Source organism: Heliomarina sp. (genome assembly GCF_052826185.1).
Genome location: NZ_JBRBUI010000027.1, coordinates 43,260 through 65,985 on the forward strand (window position 1 = coordinate 43,260; position 22,726 = coordinate 65,985).

Sequence of the window (22,726 nt, forward strand, 5' to 3'; positions counted from 1 at the left end):
TTTGACACAAGTTCTCAGTAACATAGAGAGCTAAAAACCGCTCCGGTTACCCGGAGCGGTAGAAGGTATTGAAATGGGTACGGGCGGAAAAATAGCCCTGAAATTGTCACTGAAATGATCGCCACTCACGAAAGGAACGATAAAACATTGTTAACCTGACGGCATATTTTTGCCATGACCCAAATGGGTCAAAAGCCGTGTACCAAAGTTGTTTCGATCAAGTTTAAGCCGCAGCCCGCAACTCATAGGGATATTGCATCATTCGGGACTCACCCAAAAGTTACCAACCAGAGGCCACGACGCGGGAACGAGTCGTCGCTGCGATTTATGAGTCTGTCATAAGGCCGGACTTTTATGATTCGTTCATGGACGCTTGGGGAGATCATATTCAGGCAGTGCTTGAGGGTCAGGAAGCACTCAAGGACGGCAGCGAACCACCGGGGACGATCGATCTTGACGTCGATCCGGAACTCGAAGCGCACTTCGCCCGCGCTTACAATATTCTCGAACAGCTAGGCCGGGTCGCGCCCCCCAAGGCTAATGTCAGTGATCAAGTTGCCGCGTCTCCAGTTTTCTCCCTCCTTTTCGATTCAGAGGGCAAGTCGGTGGCGGCGAGTCATGTTGCAAAGCAGCTGCTGGGCCGGGCCATTGAACTGGACGATATGCTCGCCGAGCTGACCCCTGTTTCCGTGGAACTTGTGCAACAACTTTTCGCTTCTGCGCGACTGAAGCGCGCCGCTGTTCCTCCCGTTGTTCTATCGAGCGCATTGACACCGCGGCATCTCATGGCGCGTATCGTGCCCGTTCCGACCGAGCACGGCACACCCACTTTGCTTGTTGCAATCGAGGGCCTCGAATTTCAGTGGAGCGACTCGGCAGGCAATATGCTGGTCAGTTCCTTTGGCCTATCCCGGGCAGAAGTGGAACTTGTCAGAAATCTCTTGGGCGGCAACAACCTAAAGCAGATCGCCGAACAAACCGGCAGGTCCGAACACACGGTTCGCAATCAAGCCAAATCCGTCCTTTCAAAGACCGGGGCTCCCAGTCAGGTGGATCTCATTCGCCTTGTCGTCTTCCTGATCAATACGAACGACGCTCAGGGAAAGAACAGACGCAGCAACATTGATCTGCCCTTCGAACTCCTGCAGATGGAATCCACCGGCATGACGATGCAGCTCTTCCGGATCGGAAGCAGCTCTGCTCGCCCTGTGATCTTCTTTCACGGCATGATAGACGGACCAGCCCCGCTCAAACGGCATGCGGCGGAATTCATGGACCGGAACTTTCAGGTTCTAATGCCGGTGCGCGCGGGTTTCGGAAAATCGACGCCCGTCGATCGTATCGATCAGGCCGTCGATATCGCCTACCTTCATACCAAGGAACTCATCGAAAGGTTCGAACTCGACCGGCCCGTCATTATGAGCCACTTGGGTGGCAGTCTATATGCACATACTGTTGCCACTCGGCTGGGCGACCTCGTTGCCGGCACGCTAAGCGTTTCCGGCAATGCTCCCATCACTCGTCTGAGCCAGTTCCGCAGCATGCCACCAAGGCAGCGCGTCGTCGCCTACACCGCACGTTTTGCCCCCGCCTTACTGCCGACCGTCCTGCGTGCAGGTATTGCGCAAATCGACGGGAAAGAGGTGACAGAGTTCATGAACTCCCTTTTTGCTCCCGGCACATGGGACAACGGTATTATTCAAAAATACCAACTTGCCGACCTGCTGCAATCTGGCTTTAGGTTCACAGTTGAACAGGGACAGGCCGGTTTTGAAACCGACAGCTATTTTGTCGTTCGGGACTGGGGCGGCCAGCTCGGTAAAAATAAGACCCGCAGCATCTTCCTGAATGGCGAAATCGACCCCGTAGTATCCGCACAAAGCGTGGTTGATACCATGAAAGGACGGGAAAACGTCGAGGTTCGTATCGTTCCCGGCGCCGGGCAGCTCATGTTTTACGATCAGCCTAATCTTGTGCTCGACGTACTAGACGAGCTTTTCGACGGCCGCTGACTATTCAGCGTCGCGTCAAACCTCGGCGTTATGAGTTTCAAAAACTTCCTTGAAACACCGCATAAGCGCAACATCGAGATCCTCCATCGTCACTGGCATACCCAGATCAACAAGACTGGTAACCCCGTGCTCTGCGATTCCACAGGGCACGATCCCCGAGAAATGCGAAAGATCGGGGTCTACATTGATCGAGATGCCATGGAAACTGACCCATTTCCTTAACCGTATCCCGATGGCCGCAATCTTGTCTTCCTGCACCGATCCGTCGAAACCCTTAGGCCTGTCGGGCCTTTCGACCCAGACGCCAACACGTCCTTCGCGGATATGCCCTGTGATATTGAACTCCTGAAGGGCCCGGATAACCCAGTCCTCGAGCTGCTGAACAAAGCGCCGCACATCCCGGCCGCGCCGTCCGACATCCAGCATCACGTAAATTACGCGCTGGCCGGGTCCGTGGTATGTGTATTGCCCGCCGCGTCGCGTCGGAATCACAGGAAATCGGTCCGGCTCCTTGAGATCCTTCGGGTTCGCACTTGTTCCTGCTGTGTAGAGCGGCGGATGCTCAAGCAGCCAGATACACTCCCCAGCGGTACCCGAGGCGATGGCACCCGCCCGCGCCTCCATAAAGTCCAGCGCATCCTGATAAGGGACAAGTTCTTCTGAGATGATCCATTCCATCGCTCGAATGTATACCGATGGAATGATCGCGAAAAGAGCAGTTCGCCTTTCGAGAACGATCTCACGCGCTGGAAAAAATCATGTTTACAAAGTGCCGCATGGGCTGCGCATACTTGCTCAATCAGGGTCTAATAATCAAAATTGATCCACGTAGTCTCCGCTCAGACCAAACTTCTCATAGTGTTATCGACACACGTCGATCTTGGAAAAGACTTTTACACAGCAAATAGTCTGTCCCAAGCGGAACAGCATTATTGTAGGTCACATCAAGCACTGCGGTCGCAATCCCAAGCGTATAGGTACCAAAAAGCTTGGACCTCTTCGCGTGTTACGCCGGTCGCAGTTACGGAACATCCCTCCTAAACAAGGGTCGCTGCGACTCCAATGGCGCGAGAACCGCCGATAACGGCTACCAACTTCACTCAGCACTCCGATAAAAATTCAAGCACGGCCTCTCGACGCGGCATGGGCACGACGGCCCCATAACCCTGTGTCGACAAGGCTGCGGCAGCATTGGCATAGTTTGCAGCTTCGAAAGGGTCGTCGCCTGCAAGAATGCGGGCAAGGAATGCGCCGTCAAACGTATCACCCGCCGCCGTGGCGTCGACCGCCTTTACCCGACGACCGATGATACGGCGCCGTTCTTCTGTGGTCGCAACAAGAGTGCCCTCCTCGCCAAGAGTCAGGGCAACGGTTTCCGCGCCGAGATCAAGGTAGAAATCCGCAATTGCGTCAGGGTCATTCAGTCCTGTCAGCTGCCGCGCATCATCAAGACCGGGCAATGCTATATCGCACATCGCCATCGCTGCATGGGTAACTGCCCGCGCGCGGGCAATCGGCCAGAGCTTGAGCCGCAGGTTGGTATCGTAGGACACCCTCCCCCCTGCAGATCTCACAATATCGATCGCTTCGAAAACCGCGTCCGCCGCCGTCTGCGAAATCGCCTGACTAATACCCGAGACATGCAGGATCTTTGCCGATTTAAGAGCAGCAACAGGTAAGTCCGCTGGTCCCATACGGGAACTGGCAGAGCCCTCACGGAAATAACTGAACTGGTGTCCGTCGGGGCCGTGGGTCACGAAATAGACACCTGTATGCGCATTTTTAACCTGCCGAACCGTCTTGGTGTCGACTCCCTCTTCGGCCCACAGATTTATGAAACTGTCCCCAAAGGTATCCGCACCGACATGGGTCACATAACCGACCCTCGCGCCTTGCCGGGCAGCAGCGATGGCACAGTTGGATGTGTCACCGCCATGTCCAGGCAGATAGGTGCCATTCTTCTGTTGGTTGAACTCCAGCAGAGGCTCTCCAAGACATAGTAATTCTGGTGCCATATCGCCTTCTCTATGGTTGGCCACGCCCGAAAAGCGAAGCGCGGGTTCGTTTCTATTAATAGCGCAGGGCTGGTCTGCGATCGGAGTTTACGGATGCTGAACCTGCGATTGCCAACGCACCCGACAGCTGAATCAGGTCTAAGCTACCGGATGAGATACGCCAGTATTTCTCAAGACCTTTCTTCGTGGATCCCGTTTCGATGATCAGCCGGCCTGCTCCGACTCGCGCTCATCTATCTCTCGCGCCGTCTCCAGCACCGCTTCTGCATGCACGATGGGTACAAGAACACAGCCATCGATATACCCCACAATCAGATCACCGGGGCGCAAAATACGCTTTAGTCCACTTTTCCAACATCCGGCATTTTGTATGCCGTCAGGTGTGGACTAAAGTCTCGGAGAGAAGACCCGTATGAGATCCATTTCGCGCCTTAAATCTTAGAAAGAAATGGTCTCCGAAGCCCTACGGAACTTGATCATCTCGGATGACTTGGACCTCGGAAGCCAACTTTCCGAAGCGCGAATCGCCTCGAAAATTCAGGTCAGCTGCCCGCCTGTACGAAACGCGATAGACCGTCGCGAGATGGAAGGCCTGCTTGTTATCGAACCGCAGCTCGGCAGCTTTGTTTTTTTCCCTCGCTCCAATGGAACTTTCCAAACTCTGCGACGCGCAGCGCTCCCTCGAATCCGCCGCGTTGCCGACAAAATGTTGATAAAGCACTCTCAATCCTGACGGCAAATATCGGTCAGAACGAAGCTTCGTAATGGAAAGTGGCCACCGGCGACCCGACGGGACCAGCCTGTAACGGTTATCTTGCTCTGCTGTCAGAACAAGTTTCGGCTGATCGTTCTGATATGTCGGCGCATCTCACTCGCAGCGCGCGCAGGATCACGGGATTCGATTGCGGCGTAGATGGCAGCATGTTCATCGCAATATATAATGCGCTGTTCGGGATCAAAGGTACGGCGTTTGATCTCCACCCAGTTTTCTCGCATCCGGATCGCGTTCAGAATATCGTGCAATGTCGTCAGGAAATCATTCCGGGTGCTTTCGAAAATGCGTTTATGGAACTCTCCGTCCCATGCCTCGAAGGTCCCGGATTCCATCGACGCCACAGCCAGATCATGCGCGTTGCGTATCGCCACAAGATCGGCGGGCCGGGCGTTGGCTGCCGACACAGCGGCGGCCTTTGGCTCAACAATCATACGCACTTCCATGATGTCCCGCGGGCTTGTTCCGGCAATCCGCCGAAGGACGCCCATCAATTCCTGATCGTCATCATGTTCCGGAACGACCGCGATCTCCGGCCCGTTCATAGAACCTGTCCAATCGGCATATGGTCGGGTGTATCTCCACCAAAAATGTTCCGGCTGCGCACAGCAAGATGCAACTTCATGGCCTCTGCCGCCGCTTCGGGATTTCTGGCTTTGAGCGCATCAAGGATCGACCGATGCTGCGCGATACTCTCGATTCTCCGCGCTTCGCTGAACCCATTCTTGCGAATTGCCGCCACGGTCGACCGCCGCCGAACGATACACGAAATTTCGTTCAGGTTCCTGAGCAGCTCATTCCGTGTAGCTGCAAAGATGGCTTCGTGAAACGCCATGTCCAATTTCTCGAACTTCTCCCGATCCTCCATCTCGATCGACTTCTGATGTATCTCTTCCATCGCCTCGAGCTCGCTGTCGGAACCCATCGTCGCGGCACTGGCCGCAGCCTGAGGTTCGATGATCAGACGCATATTCATGATATCGAAGGGGCTGATTTCATTGAGACTGCGGATGATATCAGACAGATCGCTGCTACCCAGTACGGCTGTTTCGTTGATGACGGTGCTCCGGCCCACATGCCGCGTGAGTATGCCTTGTTCGGAAAGCTCGGAGATCGCCCGGCGCACCGTATTCCGCGCAACTCCATATTCCTGAGCCAGCTCTCTCTCGTTCGGTAATTTCTGATCTGCACCCCACTCTGCCTCTGCGATACGCGCCCGCAGCGACTGGGTAATATCTTTGGACTTCACACGCGACATTGAGGTCCTCTTCTAGGTTCTGAACCAATGGCGTGTCCGGCTCAGATTCTGGAACTTTTCAAGGCTGATAACATTCTGGCCGACAACGGGAACAGGTACTGTCCTGACCGAAAAAGCGAAAATCGTTGCAGTCGAGTTCAAAAACTTCCTGATCCAATACTTACTAAATTTCACCAAGGCAACAAAATAGGGTTTACAGAACAAAAATATTGAACCAATAAATGGATCGGTTCACTTTGGGAGGAGTGCCGGATGAAATTCGCCACATTTGAAATTCAATCCGAAAGGCGAGTTGGGCTTGTCGATCCTGATGGCAGTACAGTGCGCCCGTTTGACCTCACCCTTGAGGAATCCGCGCAAGGTGTGGCTGTTCTCATCGGTAGGAGCGAGATGCCCCGGCAGATGGAGCCAATCCCATTAAGCCAGGTGAAACTTTGCGCTCCTATCCCGCGTCCATCACGCAACATCTTCTGCGTCGGCAAGAACTACCACGCGCATGCAGAGGAATTCGCCAGCAGCGGTTTCGACTCAAGCGCCGCCAATTCTGTGGTCCCAAAAGACCCGATTATCTTCTCCAAGGTGCCGGAAACAGTTGTCGGACCGGGTGCCGAGGTGCGGCTTGACCCAAACGTATCTACCTCCATCGACTACGAGGCCGAACTTGGCGTGATTATTGGCAAAGGCGGGCGTGGCATTTCCGCTAATGAGGCGATGGGCCACGTTTGGGGCTATACCATCATCAACGATGTCACCGCACGCGATCTGCAGGGCAAATACAGTCAATGGCTGATCGGTAAATCTCAGGACACGTTCTGCCCGATGGGACCGTGGGTCGTGACGGCAGATGAGGTTGATCTCGACTCCATGCGAGTGCGTTGCGCCATCAACGGAGAAATGCGACAGGACGCTTCCGTCAGGGATCTCATTTTCGACATCCCGACGCTGATTGAAACCATCTCGGCTGGCGTGAGCCTGAAACCGGGCGATGTCATCGCGACAGGAACACCCGAAGGCGTGGGCATCGGCTTCAAACCACCGAAGTATCTCGTGGACGGAGACCTCATCCGGGTCGAAATCGACCAGATCGGCTATCTCGAAAACCCGGTACGGGCATCATGAACAACCGCTTCACCCTTGTTTCGGACGATGCTGGCGACGGGGATCCAGTCGTGATGATTCATGGGTTGGGCGGATCGTCGAACACATTCGAAGCTCTGATGCCTGAGCTGACAACATACCGCTGCGTCAGACCGGACATGCCGGGGGCTGCTCGAACCGGGCTTCCGCATGCCCGGCTGACCCTCGATGTGATTGTCGATCTCGTAGCCGACTGGATTCAAGCCACCGGCTTGGAACGCTGCCACCTGCTTGGACATTCCATGGGAACGCTCGTCTGTCAGAAACTGGCCGAAACCCGTCCTGAACTGGTTACCTCGATGGTGCTCTTCGGCGCGTTGACGGAACCGCCGGATGCGGCCCGCAAGGGGCTGCTCGACCGGGCCGCTGGCGTTCGTAAGAACGGGATGGACGAGGTCGCCGACCAGATTTCCAAAGCGACACTAGCGCCCGAAACGCATCGCGAAAATCCGGTCGCCGCAGCATTCGTGCGTGAATCCCTGATGCGGCAACCGCCCGAGGGATATGCACAGAATTGCGAAGCCCTCTCCGGCGCAAAAGCAGCGCACTGGCGCAAGATCAAAGCGCCGGTTCTGCTGGTTACTGGAGAACATGACCCTGTCGCGCCGGTCAGCATGGCCCGGTTGCTTAATGAAAATATCGAGGGGTCCGAAATTCGCATCATACCGGGATGCGGCCATTGGACCCCGATTGAACGGCCAAGGGATTGTGCAAACGCGACGCGGGAATTTCTGCAACGTCACAGGATCTGACGCGCGCGACACACAGGAGGCGGCCAGTTTTGGGAGGAACACATGGCTGAAACGGATTGGAACGGAAACAGCGAGACTGTTTTCACGAATGTGCGCGTGCTCGATGCAACGGGTGAAAACCCTTACACTGGCGAGGTCGTCGTCAAAGGTAACCGCATCTCGCGCATTTCCCGGGGGGGTGCCCGGTTTGGCGGCTCTTCTTACGGGGGTGCCAAGGTAATCGACGGGATGGGCGCGACGCTGATGCCCGGCATGATCGACGCGCACCTTCATCTAAGCTGGAACAACGCGCCGGGCATCGACCCGATCCAGATGATGGAACTGGAAGAACACATGCTGGTCACCATGGAGATGGCCAAGCTCGTTCTCGATGCTGGTTTCACCGCAGGCAGGGGGGCAGCCGCTGCAAAACCGAGGCTGGATGTCGTGGCCAAACGCTTTATTAATGAAGGCCGTTTTCCCGGGCCACGCTACCTGTCGGCGGGCCCCGAGATCACGACGGTCGGCGGTCTCGGCGATGCCGCGCCAAGCCACATCCCGCACGAAGGATTGAACCTCGGACTGGTTGTCTCAGGTCCGGAGGAAGTTCGCCGGACCGTCCGGACTCTGATCAAATATGGTGTCGACAGCATCAAGCTGAACCTCAGCGGTGAAGCGATCACCGGAATGGGCGCCGAAGAAACGCCCATGTCCGAGGAGGAAGTCGCAATGGCCGTGCAGGAAGCCCGCTGTCGCAACAAGACACTATCGGCCCATGCCCGTTCCTCGGGGTCGGTCAAGCAATGTATCCGCCACGGGATCACGAACATCTACCATGCCTCCTTCGCTGACGAGGAAAGCCTCGACATGCTCGAAGCGGCCAAGGACAGGCACTTTGTCGCGCCGGGCATCGCATGGCTGATCAATACCGCACGCTATGCCGAAGAATGGGGGATCAAACCCGGATCGCCGATCGCGATGGAATACGAACGCGAATTGGAGATGTGCATCGATACGATGAAAAAGATGCACCGCCGCGGAATCCGCATCTGCATCGGCGGGGATTACGGCTTTGCCTGGACCCCCCAGGGCACCAACGCCAAGGACATTGAGACCTTCGTCGATATGCTGGGTTTCAGTCCCATGGAAGCGATTCAGGCCGGCACCAAGTATGGCGGCCAGATCATGCAGATGGGAGATGAGCTTGGCTTGATCAAGGAAGGCTACCTTGCCGATCTCATCCTCATCGACGGAGATCCAATTTCCGACGTCCGCATCCTTCAGGATCAGAAACGCATCCTTGCGATTATGAAAGACGGCAAGTTTCACAAGGCGCCTCAGGCACAGGAACAAAGGCGTCGACTGATCGCATGAGCGAAACCGGCAATCTCCGCAACGAGCTGTCCAGCCCGCCGAAGGGGCCAACCCGGAAGCAGATCTGGGTCGGTTTCGGCATTCTTGTCGGACTGGTGCTCATATGGATGATCGTCGCCCAATGGCCGGATTGGCTTGACGCAATACTTATCTCGAAAAAGGCTTTTCTCAGCGCGATCCTTAACGGGCTGACACTCGCGGGCCTCTACTTTCTCGTCGCAAGCGGCTTTACCCTGATCTTCGGGCTGATGCGCAATGTGAATCTTGCGCATGGTTCGCTCTACCTGCTTGGAGCCTATGTCGGGTATGAAATCGCGACCCGGACCGGCAACTGGTTCATCGGGGTCGCCGGCGCCTTTATCACCATCGCTCTTGTGGGTCTGATCATGCAGATATTGGTGTTCCGCCGCCTCGAAGGCGACGATCTGCGCCAGACACTGGTCAGCATCGGCATTTCCATCGTGGCAGCCGATCTCATGCTGGCTGTCTGGTCTGGCGGAACCTATCAAATTCTGACGCCTGAATGGATAAGCGGTGCGATCAAACTGCCGGTTGTAACGGCAGAGCGCTCGAACGGCACGCTCGTTTTTCTCAAGTACCCCCTGTATCGGTTGATCGTCCTCGGCGTGGCTGTGGCAATCGGCGTGGCGCTTTGGCTGACCCTCAACAAGACCCGCATCGGCATGATGATCCGGGCCGGTGTCGATGACCGCGAGATGCTCTCGGCCACGGGCGTAAACGTCCACTATGTCTTTGCAGGCGTTTTCGCACTTGGCGCCGGACTGGCTGGGCTGGCGGGTGTTATCGGCGGATCTGCTCTCTCTGTCGCGCCCGGCGAAGACATCCGTTACCTGCTGGCAAGCCTTGTGGTCGTCATCGTCGGCGGCATGGGATCTATCACCGGCGCCGCGATTGGCGCGCTGCTCATTGGGCTCGCCGAACAGATCGGCCTCGTCTATTTCCCGACATACGGCGTCGTCCTGACCTTCGTGATCATGGTCGTTACACTGGCAATCCGCCCCGAAGGCATTATGGGGAAACGGCTGTGAGTTCGATCGAAACCCTTCGCGATGCAAACCCGTCCGGGCCCGCCTTTATCCGGCATATCGGCGCGGGCAACATCATACTGGCCGTCCTTCTGATCATATACCCGGCCGTCGCATCTGACTTTTTCCTGACCCAGATAGGCGCCTATACCCTGATTTTCGGGATGATCGCGCTCTCGCTGATGCTGCTGGCGGGTTATGGCGGCATGGTCAGCCTCGCGCAAATCACGGTTGTCGGGGTAGCAGGGTACAGCGTCGCGATTTTCGGTGAAAATAGTTCTGACGTAATGGGTTTTGGCTGGCCTTGGTGGATTTATGTTCCAGTCGCGGTTCTTTTCGCAGCCACAGCGTCTGCACTGATCGGGCTGATCGCCGTGAGAACCGAGGGCATCTATACGATCATGATCACCCTCGCCGTCGCCACAGCGGCTTTCTACTTCGCCCAGCAAAACTATACTCTGTTCAACGGTTTTCCGGGCTATGCGGGTCTGCGCGCACCCGAAGTGTTCGGCGTCAACTGGCGCGATCCATTGCCCTTCTATTACCTCTGCCTTGGCACAGCATCGCTCTGCTACGCGGCTGTCCTATACGGTGCGCAATCCACTTTTGGTCTCACACTTCAGGCGACTCGCGACAACCAGCGCAGGATGCGCGCCATCGGCTACAACACGACCGCGCACAAGGTCTTTGCCTGGTTTCTCTCCGGGGCGATTGCCGGCTTGGCCGGAGTGTTGCTCGTCTGGTTCCAAGGTCGTATCAGCCCCGGCACCATCGGGGTCGGCGCGGCGGTCAATGTTCTCATCATCGCCGTCATCGGGGGATTGCGACATCCCATCGGGCCGTTCCTCGGCGCGATCCTTGTCGTTATGATGCAGACCTTTGCCATCGATATCGTGGGTGCGGAACGCTTCAACACCCTGATCGGCCTCGTTTTCCTGGGCGTAGTCTTTGTATCGCCTGACGGCATGCTCGGCCTCTGGGAAAAGGCCAAACCCTATTTGAAACAGAACTCATTACGACCGGACTCCTGAGGAGAGGGTTCCGGAAAGACGATCCAATTCAAACTTCCAGGGAGGAAAAAGACATGAGGATCACAAAACGCAACCTGCTCGCGCTGACGCTGTCCACGGCGCTCACGCTTCCGGGCATCGCGCTTGCACAGGATGGCGCGATCAAGATCGGCCTGCTGGCTACCTTCGAAGGCGCGTTCACCGTGCTTGGCGAAGACGGCGAGCGCGGCGCAATGACTGCCGTCAACGAATTCGGCGGCGAAGTTGCCGGACATGAGATCGAGATCATTCGCGGCTCTTCGGATGCCTCTCCCGATAGCGCGGTGCGCGCTGCACGAAAGCTGGTCGAACAAGACGGGGTCAAGGTGCTCGTCGGGCCTCTTTCCGGGGACGAAGGCATCGCCGTCAAGGACTACGCCAAGACGCAACCCGATGTGACCTTCATCAACGGATCATCCGCCGCGCAGGACACCACGTTCCGCGATCCGGCCGACAACTTCTTCCGCTTCTCGACAGACGGCGCGCAGTGGATGGCCGGCTTGGGCACCTATGTCTACAATGAAAAGGGCTACCAGTCCGTCGCAACCGTAGCCGAGGATTATTCCTTCCCTTACACGCAGGTCTTTGGCTTTATGGCTGAATTCTGCAATGCAGGCGGCACGGTTCCCTCAAAGTCGTGGGTGCCAATCGGGAACAAGGACTACTCGTCGGTCATTGCCGCTATTCCTGATGAGGTAGATGCGATCTATGTCGCGCTCGGCGGTGCCGATGCGGTGAACTTCCTCAGCCAGTACCAGCAGGCCGGGGGCGAGGCTCCACTAATCGGCGGGTCCATTACGGTCGACCAGACTGTGCTGACCTCCGAAGGACGCCTGCGTGACATCCTGATTGGAACGCCGGCGGCCGGTCCCACAGCCGATACCAATGACAGCAAAGAGTGGCTTTCCTTCGTCGAAGAGTACAAGAAAACTGATGGTGCGTTCCCGTCGCCCTCGCTCTTTGCCCATGGGTACTACATCGGGATGAAAGCAGCCCTGCTCGCGCTCGAGGAAACCGGCGGTGATCTCTCGGACCCGACAGCCTACCGCGAAGCCCTTGCCAATCTAGAATTTGAGACCCCGACAGGCAAGGTTTCACTCGATGAAAATCGCAACGCGATTGCCGACATCTACCTGACCGAAGTGGTCGAGGGTCCGGATGGCAACCTCGTGAACAAGCTCATCCAGACCACGCCGCAGGTCAATCAGACCCTCGGCATTGACAAGGAAGAGTTCAGGGCGCTCGGCGCGGTCAGCCGCGAAAACCCTAGCTGCCCCTGATGTTTCGGACTGGCGCCTAATATGGCATTGCTAAGTGAAAACACTCCTCTGTCCAGCACCGGCTCTTACGCGCTGGAGCTGGATGGCGTGGCACGTCATTTCGGTGCCCTCGTGGCGCTGTCCGATATCAATATGAAGATCGCCGCAGGTGAACGCCGCGCGGTTCTGGGATCGAACGGAGCCGGGAAAACGACTCTATTCAACGCGATTACAGGGGATTTCGACTGTACTTTCGGGCGGATCCGCTTTTTCGGGGAAGACATCACATCGATCCCTGCACACGACAGGATCCGGCGCGGTTTGCGCCGGACTTACCAGATTTCACAGCTCTTCGACGGGCTGACCATTCTCCAAAGCGTTTATCTCGCTTGTCGCGGCGTCTCGCGCCGCCGGTTTTCGCTGCTCCGGCCCCGCGATACGGACGCCAATATGGAACAGGCCCGGTCGATCCTCATGGCCGTTCATCTATACGACGACGCCGATCTTCAGGTCGCGACACTATCGCATGGTCGCAAGCGGCAGCTTGAAATCGCCTTTGCTCTGGCAGGCGCGCCCCGTTTCATCCTGTTCGATGAACCGGCGGCCGGTCTTTCGCCAACCGAAAGGCGTGATCTCGTCGCCATACTCGGCGCCCTGCCATTGCATATCGGATACGTCATCATCGAACACGATCTCGACGTGGCGCTGCGCGTCTCGGAGTATGTTTCGATGATGCATAACGGCCGCGTTTTCAAGGAAGGCACGCCGCAAGAAATTGAAAATGACGCCGAAGTTCAGGCTATCTACCTAGGAGACGGCCATGGCTGAACGTCGAGGTAAGGCCGTTCTTCAGGTGGAAGATCTGCAAGTCTATTATGGCGAAAGCCATGCGCTGCAAGGCGTCGGATTTACGCTCGAAACCGGCGTTCTTTCCATCGTCGGGCGTAATGGCATGGGCAAAACGACCCTGTGCAACACAATCACAGGGCTGAAAAAAGCTCAAAGCGGATCGATCCGCGCGATGGGGCGCGAAATTTCCCACCTCGAACCGCATGAAATTCACCGGCTCGGCATCGGATATGTTCCGCAGGGACGCCGGGTATGGCCAAGCCTGACGGTCGACGAACATCTACGTCTTGCGGCCAAAACAACGCGCGACGCCAGCTGGAGCCCGGAGCGGATTTACCAGACGTTTCCCCGGCTGGCCGAACGGCGCAACAATGGCGGCGCCCAGCTTTCGGGCGGGGAACAGCAGATGCTTGCGATCTCCCGCGCTTTGCTGTCCGACCCGAAACTGATGATCATGGATGAACCGACCGAAGGTCTGGCCCCGGTGATCGTCGATCAGGTGCGTGACATGCTGGTCCGCCTCGCCGCCGAAGATGAAATGGCGATCCTCGTCATCGAACAGAACATCGGCGTTGCCACGTCCGTTTCCGACCGTGTCGGGATCATGGTGAACGGTCGGATAAACCGTATCATGGATGCAAAAGCACTGGCTGCGGATCGCGATTTGCAACAACGCTTGCTTGGCGTGGGACGCCACAGCGAAGATGAAATGCCCGAGCCGTCTCCCGGCGAACAGGCTGTCGTCGCCGAGCAGATGGCCGAGGTCTACAGGGTCAATCGCAGCGGAGATCAGAAGGTCTCTGACTTCCACCCGGTGACTCAAATGCCGAACCGTTGGAATGTGCCCAACGCGACCGTGGTGCAAAGCAAACCTGCTCCCGAGCCAGCCCCCGAGAACGTGTTTCATATCCCCTATGCGGAACGGGTTGGTAGGACAGTACTTGTAGTGGGTACATTCGACACTAAGGCGCGCGAACTGAACTACATGGCGGATCGGATCAAGGCGCTTGGCTTACCGGTCAAGACAGTCGACCTGTCGACATCCGGCAAGCCGTCCCGCGCGGATGTCACCCCTGCGCAGATCGCCATCATGGCACGTGGCGGCACCCAATCCGTGATGACAGGAGATCGCGGGCAGTCGGTCAGCGCCATGGCTAAGGCATTCGAAACCTGGATCGCGCGGGAACGCGGTATCGGCGGCATTCTTTCAGCGGGCGGTTCGGGGGGTACAAGCCTGGCCACCGCCGGCATGCGGGCGCTTCCATTTGGGATCCCCAAAGTCATGGTTTCCACAGTCGCAGCCGGCGACGTCGCGCAGTATGTCGGGTCCTCCGACATCATGATGATGCATTCCGTTGCAGACGTTCAGGGGCTGAACCGCATAACGCAAAAGGTCTTAGGCAACGCAGCGCGCGCGATGGCAGGAATGGCAGCCGACCTGCCGTCGTCCCGCGCCGATAAATCTCTCGGCTCAGAGGCAAAGCCAACCGTCGGCCTGACCATGTTCGGCGTTACAACTCCGCTGATACAGAGGCTAACTGGGAAATTAGAGCCTGATTTTGATTGCCTGACCTTCCACGCAACCGGCATCGGCGGGCGCTCCATGGAATCCCTCGTCGACAACGGCGACATCGAAACCGTGCTCGACCTTACCACGACCGAGGTTGCCGACATGCTGGTTGGCGGTGTGTTCCAAGCCACCGAGGATCGTTTCGGCGCGATCATCCGCACCGGTGTTCCCTATGTCGGATCCGTCGGCGCCCTCGACATGGTGAACTTCGGGCCGCGCAACACGGTGCCGGACAGGTTCTCTTCGCGGAAATTCGTGATCCACAATGATAGCGTCACCCTGATGCGCACGACCGCCCAGGAATGCAGGCAAATCGGGGAGTGGATCGCCCAGCGCCTCAACCAGATGCAGGGACCAATGACATTCCTGCTACCCGAAGGCGGCATTTCCGCGCTCGACGCGCCGGGTCAGCCATTCCACGACCCCGAGGCCCGCGACGCCCTGTTCAATGCGATTGAGACCAACGTGAATCAGGGAAGCAACCGCCGGGTCACCCGCATCAACGCTCACATCAACTCCGAAGAATTCGCAAACGCGGTTCTGGACGCCATGCCTGTTCTTCACTCTGCCAGAAAAAGGAATGCCTGATGTCGCATCATGATCGAGCGGCGCTTGTCGCCAAATTCCAGGGAATGCGGAACGCGGGTATCCCCATCGTCGGTGGCGGGGCGGGCACCGGACTCTCCGCAAAATGCGAAGAAGAAGGCGGCATTGACCTGATCGTCATCTACAACTCCGGAAGGTATCGCATGGCCGGGCGCGGTTCGCTGGCCGGGATGATGGCCTATGGCAACGCAAATGACATTGTGATGGAAATGGCGAGCGAGGTTCTGCCCGTGGTCAAGCACACACCGGTGCTCGCCGGTGTGAACGGGACCGACCCGTTCTGTCTTTTCTCAAGTTTTCTAGACGACCTCAAGCGCGTCGGGTTCGCGGGGGTTCAGAACTTTCCGACCGTCGGGCTGATCGACGGGATGTTCCGCGCAAACCTCGAGGAAACCGGCATGTCCTACCAGCTCGAAGTCGACATGATCGCAGCGGCACATGAAAAGGGTCTGTTCACCACCCCCTACGTGTTCTCCGAGGAAGACGCCCGCGCCATGACCCACGCCGGGGCGGACATCATTGTCTGCCATCTCGGCCTGACCACGGGGGGCAGCATCGGCGCGGAAACTGCCACGACACTCAAACAGGTGCCCGAAATCGTCGATCGCTGGGCCAAGGCCGCGATGGAAATCCGCGAGGACGTGCTGGTGCTGGTACACGGCGGCCCAGTCGCCGAACCCGACGACGCGGCCTATGTGCTGCGCCACGCCGATCACTGCCACGGCTTCTACGGCGCGTCTTCGATGGAGAGGCTCCCGACAGAACGCGCGCTCACCGACCAGACCCGCAAATTCAAATCAATCAGGTTCTCGTAACTCGACCGCATAGGAGAAATCGAAATGTCCTCGGATCTAATTGGCGCACTCCTGCTGTGGATCATCGTCGCCGCGATCGTGATAACGGTTGTCGTCTACATCCTCCGATGGCTCTATCGGCGGTCGACCAAAGATACGGCCTTTGTTCGCACGGGTTTCATGGGCGAAAAAGTCGTGGTGAATGGCGGCGCCTTTGTCATACCGGTCCTTCATGAAATTACGCCCGTGAACATGGGTGTCCTGCGCATCAGCGTGGTTCGCGAAAACGATCACGCCCTGATCACCAAGAACCGGATGCGTGTCGATCTGAATGCGGAATTCTTCGTTCGCGTCGGCGCATCGAAAGACCAGGTCGCCGCCGCCGCCCAGACGCTTGGTCGCAGAACGCTGGACCGTGACGGACTTACCGAACTTCTCGAAGGCAAATTTTCCGCCGCCATGCGTTCTGTCGCGGCGCAACGCTCGCTCGAAGAGCTGCATGAAAACCGCCATGACTATGCCGAAGCCGTGCGAGCCCTTGCCGAAGGCACCGTTTCAGCCAACGGGCTTGAACTTGAAAACGTGTCCATCGTCGATCTCGACCAGACCGGGCTGGAATACTTCGATCCGTCCAACAGCTTTGACGCCGAGGGCCTGACCCAACTGACCGAAACCATCGAGACCCGCCGCAAGCTCCGGAACGAGATCGAACAGCGCACCCTTGTCGAAATCCGGAACCAGAATCTCGACACCCAGCGCAAGGTTCTCGAAATCGACCGCGAGACCGAATACGCCCAGCTTGCGCAAGAGCAGGAAATCGAAACCCGCCGCGCTGCACAGAAAACCGAACTGGTGCGCGAACGGGCCATGCGCGATCAGGAAGCGGAACAGGCAAGGCTGCAATCCAGCGAAGCGATCGAAATCGCCCGCGTTATGCAGGAACGCCGCCTCACACAGGAACGGATCGAGAAAGAGGAAGAAGCCCAGAAGCTTGATCTGAAACGCCGCCGTGCGCTGGACGAGGCCGATCTCAAGATGCGCGAACTCACGGAAAAGGAGGCCATCGCGCTGGAACTTGCCCTCGAAGAAGCACGCATCGCCCGCGCGGAAACGCAGGAAAGGCTCAATATCGCACGGCAAAGTGCGCTTGAACTCGCCGAACAGGACCGCAAGATCGCCCTGACGATCAAGGCGCAGGAACTGGCCAAGGCGGAAAGCGCCCGCCGTCGGGCAGAAATTGTCGCCAATCAGGGTGCCGAGGCCGAAAAACTTGCCCAGGATCGCGCGCTAGACGAATTGCGCATCGCCCGCGAACGGCATCTTGAATCCCTTCAGGTCGCCAAGCGTCAGGCCGTGCAAGAGGCGGAGATTGCCTCGGACGAAGAAATCGAACGCGCCCGTCTGACCGCAGAACGCGGGGTGAAAGAGGCGCAGCTTCTTACCGATCAGGAGTTGCGCCAGATCGCGGTTGAACTCGATCTCAAGGTCGATCTCGCCCGTGAGGACCGGGCCATCGCACTGGCCAAGAAGAGCGAGGAACGCAGCATCGCCGTCGCGGCCGCCGAGACCCAGCGCGGCAAAGCCATCCAGGCCGAGGAACAGGCCTTCACCATGCGCGAACGCGAGATCGCCGAGCGCCGCAAGATGACCGACATGATCGCCGCCCATCGCGAAGCTGAACGCGAAGCTCTAGCCCTTACCGCCAAGGCACAGGCCGAGATGGAAGCCGCCAAGTCGACAGCCGAAGCCCGCCGCATCGCCGCTGCGGCTACTGCTGAGGCCGAAAAGATCCTCGCCGCTGCTGCTGCCGAGAAATTCGGCGTGGATGCCGAAGGCGCGCGTCAACTCAACGAGGCCGAAAACGTTCTGTCCGAAGACGCCCGCGCCGGCCGTCTCCGCGCGGCCCTGCTGGACCGTCTCGAAGGCATCGTTCGCGAAAGCGTCCGGCCGATGGAAAAGATCGACGGGATCAAGATCCTGCATGTGGACGGCATGAACGGCGGCGGCGCGTCAGGCGGCAAGAACGTTACCGACGAGGTGATCGACAGCGCCCTGCGCTACCGCGTGCAGGCTCCGATGATCGACAACCTGATGAAGGAAATCGGCATCGAAGGCAGCTCCATGGGTCGGATGACTGACGTCCTTCGCAACGCCAAAGACATCGCCAGCCTTTCCAAGGGCGACAAGTCCTCGGTCGAAACCGTTGAAAAAGAGGATCGCGACGATGACTAGAGTCTATATCTCGACCGTGGTGCCAGCACCCGTAACCTCGGTCTGGCGGGTCGTGCGCAATTTCAACGGTTTGCCGGATTGGACACCTTTCGTCACCGCAAGCCGCATCGAAGGCGGCATGCATCCGGATCAGATCGGCTGCATCCGGAACTTTCAGCTTGGAAACGGCGACACCATACGTGAGCAGCTTCTGGCCCTTTCCGATTACGATATGAGCTGCACCTATTCCATTCTCGAGAGCGGCATGGGCGTGCGCGACTATATCGCGACTCTTGCCCTCATCCCCGTGACCGACGGCAACCGGACCTTTGCCTCGTGGGAGGCGAATTTCGATTGTGATCCACAGGCCGAATCCGGTCTGATCGACCAGATCGGGCAGGGCGTCTTCCAGACCGCCTTCGACGCACTGAAGAAACGTTTCAGTTGAAACGGAAACCGCACGCCTGATGGATACGGTCCGCGAAAGCACGGTCATCGACGCACCGGTCGGTGCGGTCTGGGCGTTATTACGCGATTTCAACAGCCACGACCGCTGGCATCCGGCAATCGCCAGCAGCCGGATCGAGGATGGCCTGGCATCGCAAACCGTCGGTGGCGTCCGCTATTTCTCCCTCACCGATGGCAGCATCCTGCGGGAACAACTGATTTCCTGTTCCGACCGCGACATGTCGCTGCGCTACTGCCTTCTCGATTCACCATTGCCGCTCATGGGCTATGTCGCGGAAATGCGCCTGCGGCCTGTCACCGACGGCGACAGGACACTGCTTGAATGGTCAAGCGCCTTCAACCCGCCGGCACCTGAAAGAAATCGCCTTATTGCCTTGGTAAGAGATGACATCTACCGGGCCGGGTTCTCCGCTTTGCACGACTGGTTCTCGGGTGCGCCGCAGCCTGTCAAACCAGTGGCCCCGTCGAATCCCGCCTCGGCCCCGCCAAAAAACAGCAGCCAAACACCAATGGGAATCATCATTCAAAGACACGGCGGACCCGACGTACTATCCTTTCAACCAATCGAACTTCCGCCTGTTGGTCCAAACGAAGTCCGTCTGCATCAAACATTTGTAGGCGTCAATTTCATCGACATCCACTGTCGAACCGGCCATTTCAACCTGATCGACCCGCCCGGCATTCCCGGCATGGAAGCGGTCGGCATTGTCACGAATGTCGGGGCGGAGGTCTCTGCTTTGCGTCCCGGCGACCGTGTCGGCTATGCCTGTGCGCCGGTGGGCGCCTATTGTACGGACCGGGTCATGCCGGAATCGATGCTCGTCAGACTGCCCGACAGGCTGAGCGACGATCGGGCAGCCGGAACGCTCCTCAAAGGCATGACCGCGAGTTTTCTTTTGCATGATGTGCAGCCCGTTGGCCCTGACGACATCGTCCTGATCCACGCTGCGTCAGGTGGCGTCGGACAGCTACTGGTGCAATGGGCAAAAACGCTGGGCGCGCGGGTGATCGCAACAGCTTCTTCCGGGGAAAAGCTCGAGATGGCCCTGTGCAACGGGGCCGACCGCGTCATCAATTACCGGCAAGAAGACTTCGTCGCAGCCACGCTTGACCTGACCGACGGCATGGGCGCCAGCGTCATCTTTGACGGTGTCGGTCAAAGCACGCTTCAAGGCTCGTTAGAGGCAGCGGCAATCCGGGGTCACGTCGTAAGCTTTGGCGAAGCCTCTGGACCACCGGGCCTCCATGATCTTGGGCACATGTCTTCCAAATCGCTTCGCTTTTCCAGACCCAATTACGGGCATTACGTGGGAAGCGCGGCGCAGGTGGAGAGATACTCGCGGCTGCTCTTCGACGCGATCTCAAGCGGAAAGCTACGCATTCCGTCACCCGAGATCTATCCGTTGTCAAAGGCGGCCGACGCGCAAAGCGCGCTCGAATCGCGCAGCCTTATGTGGTCTGCTGTTTTAGACACGAGCGGTTAAACCGCCGCAGCCAAGGCAAGTCATCCTTTGCGAGAGGCCGAGGTCGTGAGGTCTGCACGAATCTTGCACGAACAGCATATTATGTGAGCGCTCAAATAAATTCACTCTTGTCGCACACCTGTTCAGAGGTCTACGCTCTGTCCCAACCGCCCTCCCGATTGTCTCGAGATCGGGCATGCGAAACCAATTGCCTGAGCCAACGGAAATCCGCCAATGACAATTCAGTCGCCGACCCCCTCGCCCCTGCTCGACCATTGCCCCGAGACGCTGCCCAAAGCGGCCTATATGGATATCGACTGGTACAAAAAGGAACTATCGACGATCTGGTCGAATAACTGGGTCATGGTAGGCCGCGCAGCGGATTTCCCGGCAGGCAGCGTCACCCGTCGTTCCCTTGGCGGCGCTGATGTGCTCGTAGTATCGGACGCCAATGGCAAGCTGAGCGCTTTCCACAACACCTGTCGTCATCGCGGCGCAGCGCTGTGTGCGACCCATCAAGAGTCATTCGGCGGCAAGCTGATTAAATGCCCTTATCATGCGTGGTCCTACGCCACAGACGGCTGCCTGATCTCGACCGGCTTTGGCCAACCCACTGCTGATTTCGACAAATCGGAACACAGCTTGTTCCCCGTCTCCCTCATGGAATGGAACGGCTTTGTCTTCCTGTCCCTCCCGAAAGATCCAGGACCGCTCTCTCCGGACATGGGACTGAACGCGCTCGACAACTGGCCAATGAATGACCTCGTCTGCGGCCACGTTTTTGAAAAGGAACTGTACTGCAACTGGAAGATCTTCTGGGAAAACTACAACGAATGCCTCCATTGTCCGGGCATCCACCCCGAGCTGAGCGATCTTGTCCCCGTCTACCGCGAAGGCGTGATGTCCGAAGCCGAACGCAAAAACAAACCGGGCGGGGCCGAACTGTCTCCCCTCAAGGAAGGCGCGCAGACATGGACGGCAAACGGCCAGCCCTGCGGCCCAGAATTCCCCAACCTCACTACGACGGAACGCAGAACTGCGCATAACTTCGTGACGCTCTACCCCTCGGCCTTCATCGTCGCGCATGTTGACTACGTGCGCTCGGTAACCCTCACTCCGTTAGGGCCCGAAAAGACGAAACTTCGCGCGGAATGGCTGTTCTTGCCTGACACCATGGCCGCACCCGGTTTCGATCTGAAAAACGTCACAGAATTTGCGACGCTGGTCATGGAACAGGATGGGGCGGCCTGTGAATTGAACCAAAAAGGCATCGCCTCTCCCGCCTACGAGAGAGGGCGGCTCATGCCCGAAGAATTCGACATTCACTACTTCCACAAATGGGTGCTTGCGGAAATGGGTGACTGACCTCTCAGGCAGTTGCGATTTCCTGCGCATACTCGGGCAGCAAAGCTTTCAAACATTCCAGCGATGCCGCCAGCGATTTTTCATTATCGGTATTGGCCGGAAACAGGTGGAGGTTCTGCCAATACCCGTCTGTCAGCGTGTCGATCCAATCGGCAACATTTGCCGCGCGAACCGGGTCATCCGGCAGCAGGTCCATACAGGCCTCCCGGATCGCCCCGCCCCGGTTCTCATCATATTCCCGGGTGATTTCGCTGTACTGCGGGACAAACGCCTGCTCTCCCCAAAACGCGTACCAGATCGAAAGCGTCTGCTGGTTGCAGATCTTCGGGTCGAAATCGGCCCGGATCAGCGCCACCAGCCGGGAAACCGGATCCTCCGGGGCCGCATCGACAGCCGCGCTCCAATGCGCCTCGTAAGACTGGTAAAGGTCCCGCAGGGCCTCGGTCAGCAACCCGCTCTTTGATTTGAAATAGAACACCGCGACGCCCTGCGACAGGCCAGCTTCTTTCGCAACCGTCGCCAGCGTCGTCTTGACCAACCCGTTCGTCACGATAGAGCGACAGGTCGCATCCAGCACCTGCCGGCGCCGTTTGTCGGCGTTTTCCTTGCGTTCCTTGCGCGGCCGCAATGTGTCGTCGGGCTGCATCGTCATGGGCGGGCCTCAACCTCTGTTCGTTCAACGTGTTTTCCACATCTTCTCGATGAAGTCAGTAGCACATTGCGGCATCCTGTGCAGAAAATATTTGT

Annotated in this window: 20 protein-coding genes; 15 read left to right on the plus strand and 5 right to left on the minus strand. The window is 57.8% G+C overall.

The window, feature by feature from the left end; all coding sequences use genetic code 11:
• The first annotated feature begins 365 nt into the window (after nucleotides 1–365).
• Nucleotides 366–2,012, plus strand: coding sequence for an alpha/beta fold hydrolase (locus tag ACU0FH_RS09035; protein ID WP_446194304.1), 1,647 nt, complete (start codon nucleotides 366–368; stop codon nucleotides 2,010–2,012).
• A 15-nt stretch (nucleotides 2,013–2,027) separates the two neighbouring features.
• Here ACU0FH_RS09035 and lipB read toward each other — a convergent pair whose 3' ends face one another.
• Together lipB and ACU0FH_RS09045 are read right to left on the minus strand one after the other, a co-directional pair.
• Nucleotides 2,028–2,690 (minus strand): lipoyl(octanoyl) transferase LipB, encoded by a 663-nt coding sequence (gene lipB / locus ACU0FH_RS09040; protein ID WP_446194305.1) that lies wholly within the window; start codon nucleotides 2,688–2,690, stop codon nucleotides 2,028–2,030.
• Nucleotides 2,691–3,112: 422 nt separating this feature from the next.
• Complete coding sequence (locus tag ACU0FH_RS09045) at nucleotides 3,113–4,027, minus strand: sugar kinase (RefSeq protein ID WP_446194306.1); 915 nt, start codon at nucleotides 4,025–4,027, stop codon at nucleotides 3,113–3,115.
• Between the two features lie 448 nt (nucleotides 4,028–4,475).
• Between ACU0FH_RS09045 and ACU0FH_RS09050 the strand changes: the two genes are divergently transcribed.
• Nucleotides 4,476–4,760: a GntR family transcriptional regulator gene (locus tag ACU0FH_RS09050; protein WP_446194307.1), complete on the plus strand. Its 285-nt coding sequence runs from the start codon at nucleotides 4,476–4,478 to the stop codon at nucleotides 4,758–4,760.
• 92 nt (nucleotides 4,761–4,852) lie between these two features.
• Here ACU0FH_RS09050 and ACU0FH_RS09055 read toward each other — a convergent pair whose 3' ends face one another.
• Together ACU0FH_RS09055 and ACU0FH_RS09060 are read right to left on the minus strand one after the other, a co-directional pair.
• A complete protein-coding gene (locus ACU0FH_RS09055; protein ID WP_446194308.1) occupies nucleotides 4,853–5,344 on the minus strand; it encodes a FadR/GntR family transcriptional regulator in 492 nt (163 codons plus the stop codon).
• Nucleotides 5,341–6,057: a FadR/GntR family transcriptional regulator gene (locus ACU0FH_RS09060; RefSeq protein ID WP_446194309.1), complete on the minus strand. Its 717-nt coding sequence runs from the start codon at nucleotides 6,055–6,057 to the stop codon at nucleotides 5,341–5,343. Before ACU0FH_RS09060 ends, ACU0FH_RS09055 begins: the two co-directional genes overlap by 4 nt.
• A 252-nt stretch (nucleotides 6,058–6,309) precedes the next feature.
• Here ACU0FH_RS09060 and ACU0FH_RS09065 point away from each other — a divergent pair, with 252 nt between their 5' ends.
• From ACU0FH_RS09065 to ACU0FH_RS09125, 13 genes are all read left to right on the plus strand, one after another.
• A complete protein-coding gene (locus tag ACU0FH_RS09065; RefSeq protein ID WP_446194310.1) occupies nucleotides 6,310–7,176 on the plus strand; it encodes a fumarylacetoacetate hydrolase family protein in 867 nt (288 codons plus the stop codon).
• Nucleotides 7,173–7,946 (plus strand): alpha/beta fold hydrolase, encoded by a 774-nt coding sequence (locus ACU0FH_RS09070; protein WP_446194311.1) that lies wholly within the window; start codon nucleotides 7,173–7,175, stop codon nucleotides 7,944–7,946. The genes ACU0FH_RS09065 and ACU0FH_RS09070 overlap by 4 nt, the downstream gene beginning before the upstream one ends.
• Nucleotides 7,947–7,988: 42 nt before the next feature.
• Nucleotides 7,989–9,299 carry an amidohydrolase family protein gene (locus tag ACU0FH_RS09075; RefSeq protein ID WP_446194312.1) on the plus strand — a complete coding sequence of 437 codons (1,311 nt, stop codon included), beginning with the start codon at nucleotides 7,989–7,991 and terminating at the stop codon, nucleotides 9,297–9,299.
• Nucleotides 9,296–10,348, plus strand: coding sequence for a branched-chain amino acid ABC transporter permease (locus ACU0FH_RS09080; protein WP_446194313.1), 1,053 nt, complete (start codon nucleotides 9,296–9,298; stop codon nucleotides 10,346–10,348). Before ACU0FH_RS09075 ends, ACU0FH_RS09080 begins: the two co-directional genes overlap by 4 nt.
• A complete protein-coding gene (locus ACU0FH_RS09085; protein WP_446194314.1) occupies nucleotides 10,345–11,376 on the plus strand; it encodes a branched-chain amino acid ABC transporter permease in 1,032 nt (343 codons plus the stop codon). Before ACU0FH_RS09080 ends, ACU0FH_RS09085 begins: the two co-directional genes overlap by 4 nt.
• Nucleotides 11,377–11,429: 53 nt before the next feature.
• Nucleotides 11,430–12,674: an ABC transporter substrate-binding protein gene (locus tag ACU0FH_RS09090; RefSeq protein WP_446194315.1), complete on the plus strand. Its 1,245-nt coding sequence runs from the start codon at nucleotides 11,430–11,432 to the stop codon at nucleotides 12,672–12,674.
• Between the two features lie 21 nt (nucleotides 12,675–12,695).
• A complete protein-coding gene (locus ACU0FH_RS09095; protein WP_446194316.1) occupies nucleotides 12,696–13,481 on the plus strand; it encodes an ABC transporter ATP-binding protein in 786 nt (261 codons plus the stop codon).
• A complete protein-coding gene (locus ACU0FH_RS09100; RefSeq protein ID WP_446194317.1) occupies nucleotides 13,474–15,660 on the plus strand; it encodes a Tm-1-like ATP-binding domain-containing protein in 2,187 nt (728 codons plus the stop codon). Before ACU0FH_RS09095 ends, ACU0FH_RS09100 begins: the two co-directional genes overlap by 8 nt.
• Nucleotides 15,660–16,493, plus strand: a complete 834-nt coding sequence (locus ACU0FH_RS09105; RefSeq protein WP_446194318.1) for a phosphoenolpyruvate hydrolase family protein — start codon at nucleotides 15,660–15,662, stop codon at nucleotides 16,491–16,493. The genes ACU0FH_RS09100 and ACU0FH_RS09105 overlap by 1 nt, the downstream gene beginning before the upstream one ends.
• Before the next feature lie 24 nt (nucleotides 16,494–16,517).
• A complete protein-coding gene (locus ACU0FH_RS09110) occupies nucleotides 16,518–18,704 on the plus strand; it encodes a flotillin domain-containing protein (RefSeq protein WP_446194319.1) in 2,187 nt (728 codons plus the stop codon).
• Nucleotides 18,697–19,131, plus strand: coding sequence for an SRPBCC family protein (locus ACU0FH_RS09115; RefSeq protein ID WP_446194320.1), 435 nt, complete (start codon nucleotides 18,697–18,699; stop codon nucleotides 19,129–19,131). Before ACU0FH_RS09110 ends, ACU0FH_RS09115 begins: the two co-directional genes overlap by 8 nt.
• 19 nt (nucleotides 19,132–19,150) lie before the next feature.
• Nucleotides 19,151–20,635 carry a zinc-binding dehydrogenase gene (locus ACU0FH_RS09120; RefSeq protein WP_446194321.1) on the plus strand — a complete coding sequence of 495 codons (1,485 nt, stop codon included), beginning with the start codon at nucleotides 19,151–19,153 and terminating at the stop codon, nucleotides 20,633–20,635.
• Between the two features lie 213 nt (nucleotides 20,636–20,848).
• Complete coding sequence (locus ACU0FH_RS09125; RefSeq protein WP_446194322.1) at nucleotides 20,849–21,979, plus strand: aromatic ring-hydroxylating oxygenase subunit alpha; 1,131 nt, start codon at nucleotides 20,849–20,851, stop codon at nucleotides 21,977–21,979.
• A 4-nt stretch (nucleotides 21,980–21,983) separates the two neighbouring features.
• Here ACU0FH_RS09125 and ACU0FH_RS09130 read toward each other — a convergent pair whose 3' ends face one another.
• Nucleotides 21,984–22,631 carry a TetR family transcriptional regulator C-terminal domain-containing protein gene (locus ACU0FH_RS09130; protein ID WP_446194323.1) on the minus strand — a complete coding sequence of 216 codons (648 nt, stop codon included), beginning with the start codon at nucleotides 22,629–22,631 and terminating at the stop codon, nucleotides 21,984–21,986.
• Between the last annotated feature and the right edge of the window lie 95 nt (nucleotides 22,632–22,726).

What these genes read in the sequence shown, in the direction of transcription:
- ACU0FH_RS09130 (WP_446194323.1), bottom strand. Translation starts at nt 22,631, where the DNA reads ATGACGATGCAGCCCGACGACACATTGCGGCCGCGCAAGGAACGCAAG.
- ACU0FH_RS09060 (WP_446194309.1), bottom strand. Translation starts at nt 6,057, where the DNA reads ATGTCGCGTGTGAAGTCCAAAGATATTACCCAGTCGCTGCGGGCGCGT.
- lipB (WP_446194305.1), bottom strand. Translation starts at nt 2,690, where the DNA reads ATGGAATGGATCATCTCAGAAGAACTTGTCCCTTATCAGGATGCGCTG.
- ACU0FH_RS09065 (WP_446194310.1), top strand. Translation starts at nt 6,310, where the DNA reads ATGAAATTCGCCACATTTGAAATTCAATCCGAAAGGCGAGTTGGGCTT.
- ACU0FH_RS09075 (WP_446194312.1), top strand. Translation starts at nt 7,989, where the DNA reads ATGGCTGAAACGGATTGGAACGGAAACAGCGAGACTGTTTTCACGAAT.
- ACU0FH_RS09045 (WP_446194306.1), bottom strand. Translation starts at nt 4,027, where the DNA reads ATGGCACCAGAATTACTATGTCTTGGAGAGCCTCTGCTGGAGTTCAAC.
- ACU0FH_RS09115 (WP_446194320.1), top strand. Translation starts at nt 18,697, where the DNA reads ATGACTAGAGTCTATATCTCGACCGTGGTGCCAGCACCCGTAACCTCG.
- ACU0FH_RS09070 (WP_446194311.1), top strand. Translation starts at nt 7,173, where the DNA reads ATGAACAACCGCTTCACCCTTGTTTCGGACGATGCTGGCGACGGGGAT.
- ACU0FH_RS09055 (WP_446194308.1), bottom strand. Translation starts at nt 5,344, where the DNA reads ATGAACGGGCCGGAGATCGCGGTCGTTCCGGAACATGATGACGATCAG.
- ACU0FH_RS09090 (WP_446194315.1), top strand. Translation starts at nt 11,430, where the DNA reads ATGAGGATCACAAAACGCAACCTGCTCGCGCTGACGCTGTCCACGGCG.
- ACU0FH_RS09105 (WP_446194318.1), top strand. Translation starts at nt 15,660, where the DNA reads ATGTCGCATCATGATCGAGCGGCGCTTGTCGCCAAATTCCAGGGAATG.
- ACU0FH_RS09095 (WP_446194316.1), top strand. Translation starts at nt 12,696, where the DNA reads ATGGCATTGCTAAGTGAAAACACTCCTCTGTCCAGCACCGGCTCTTAC.
- ACU0FH_RS09120 (WP_446194321.1), top strand. Translation starts at nt 19,151, where the DNA reads ATGGATACGGTCCGCGAAAGCACGGTCATCGACGCACCGGTCGGTGCG.
- ACU0FH_RS09080 (WP_446194313.1), top strand. Translation starts at nt 9,296, where the DNA reads ATGAGCGAAACCGGCAATCTCCGCAACGAGCTGTCCAGCCCGCCGAAG.
- ACU0FH_RS09100 (WP_446194317.1), top strand. Translation starts at nt 13,474, where the DNA reads ATGGCTGAACGTCGAGGTAAGGCCGTTCTTCAGGTGGAAGATCTGCAA.
- ACU0FH_RS09050 (WP_446194307.1), top strand. Translation starts at nt 4,476, where the DNA reads ATGGTCTCCGAAGCCCTACGGAACTTGATCATCTCGGATGACTTGGAC.
- ACU0FH_RS09110 (WP_446194319.1), top strand. Translation starts at nt 16,518, where the DNA reads ATGTCCTCGGATCTAATTGGCGCACTCCTGCTGTGGATCATCGTCGCC.
- ACU0FH_RS09125 (WP_446194322.1), top strand. Translation starts at nt 20,849, where the DNA reads ATGACAATTCAGTCGCCGACCCCCTCGCCCCTGCTCGACCATTGCCCC.
- ACU0FH_RS09035 (WP_446194304.1), top strand. Translation starts at nt 366, where the DNA reads ATGGACGCTTGGGGAGATCATATTCAGGCAGTGCTTGAGGGTCAGGAA.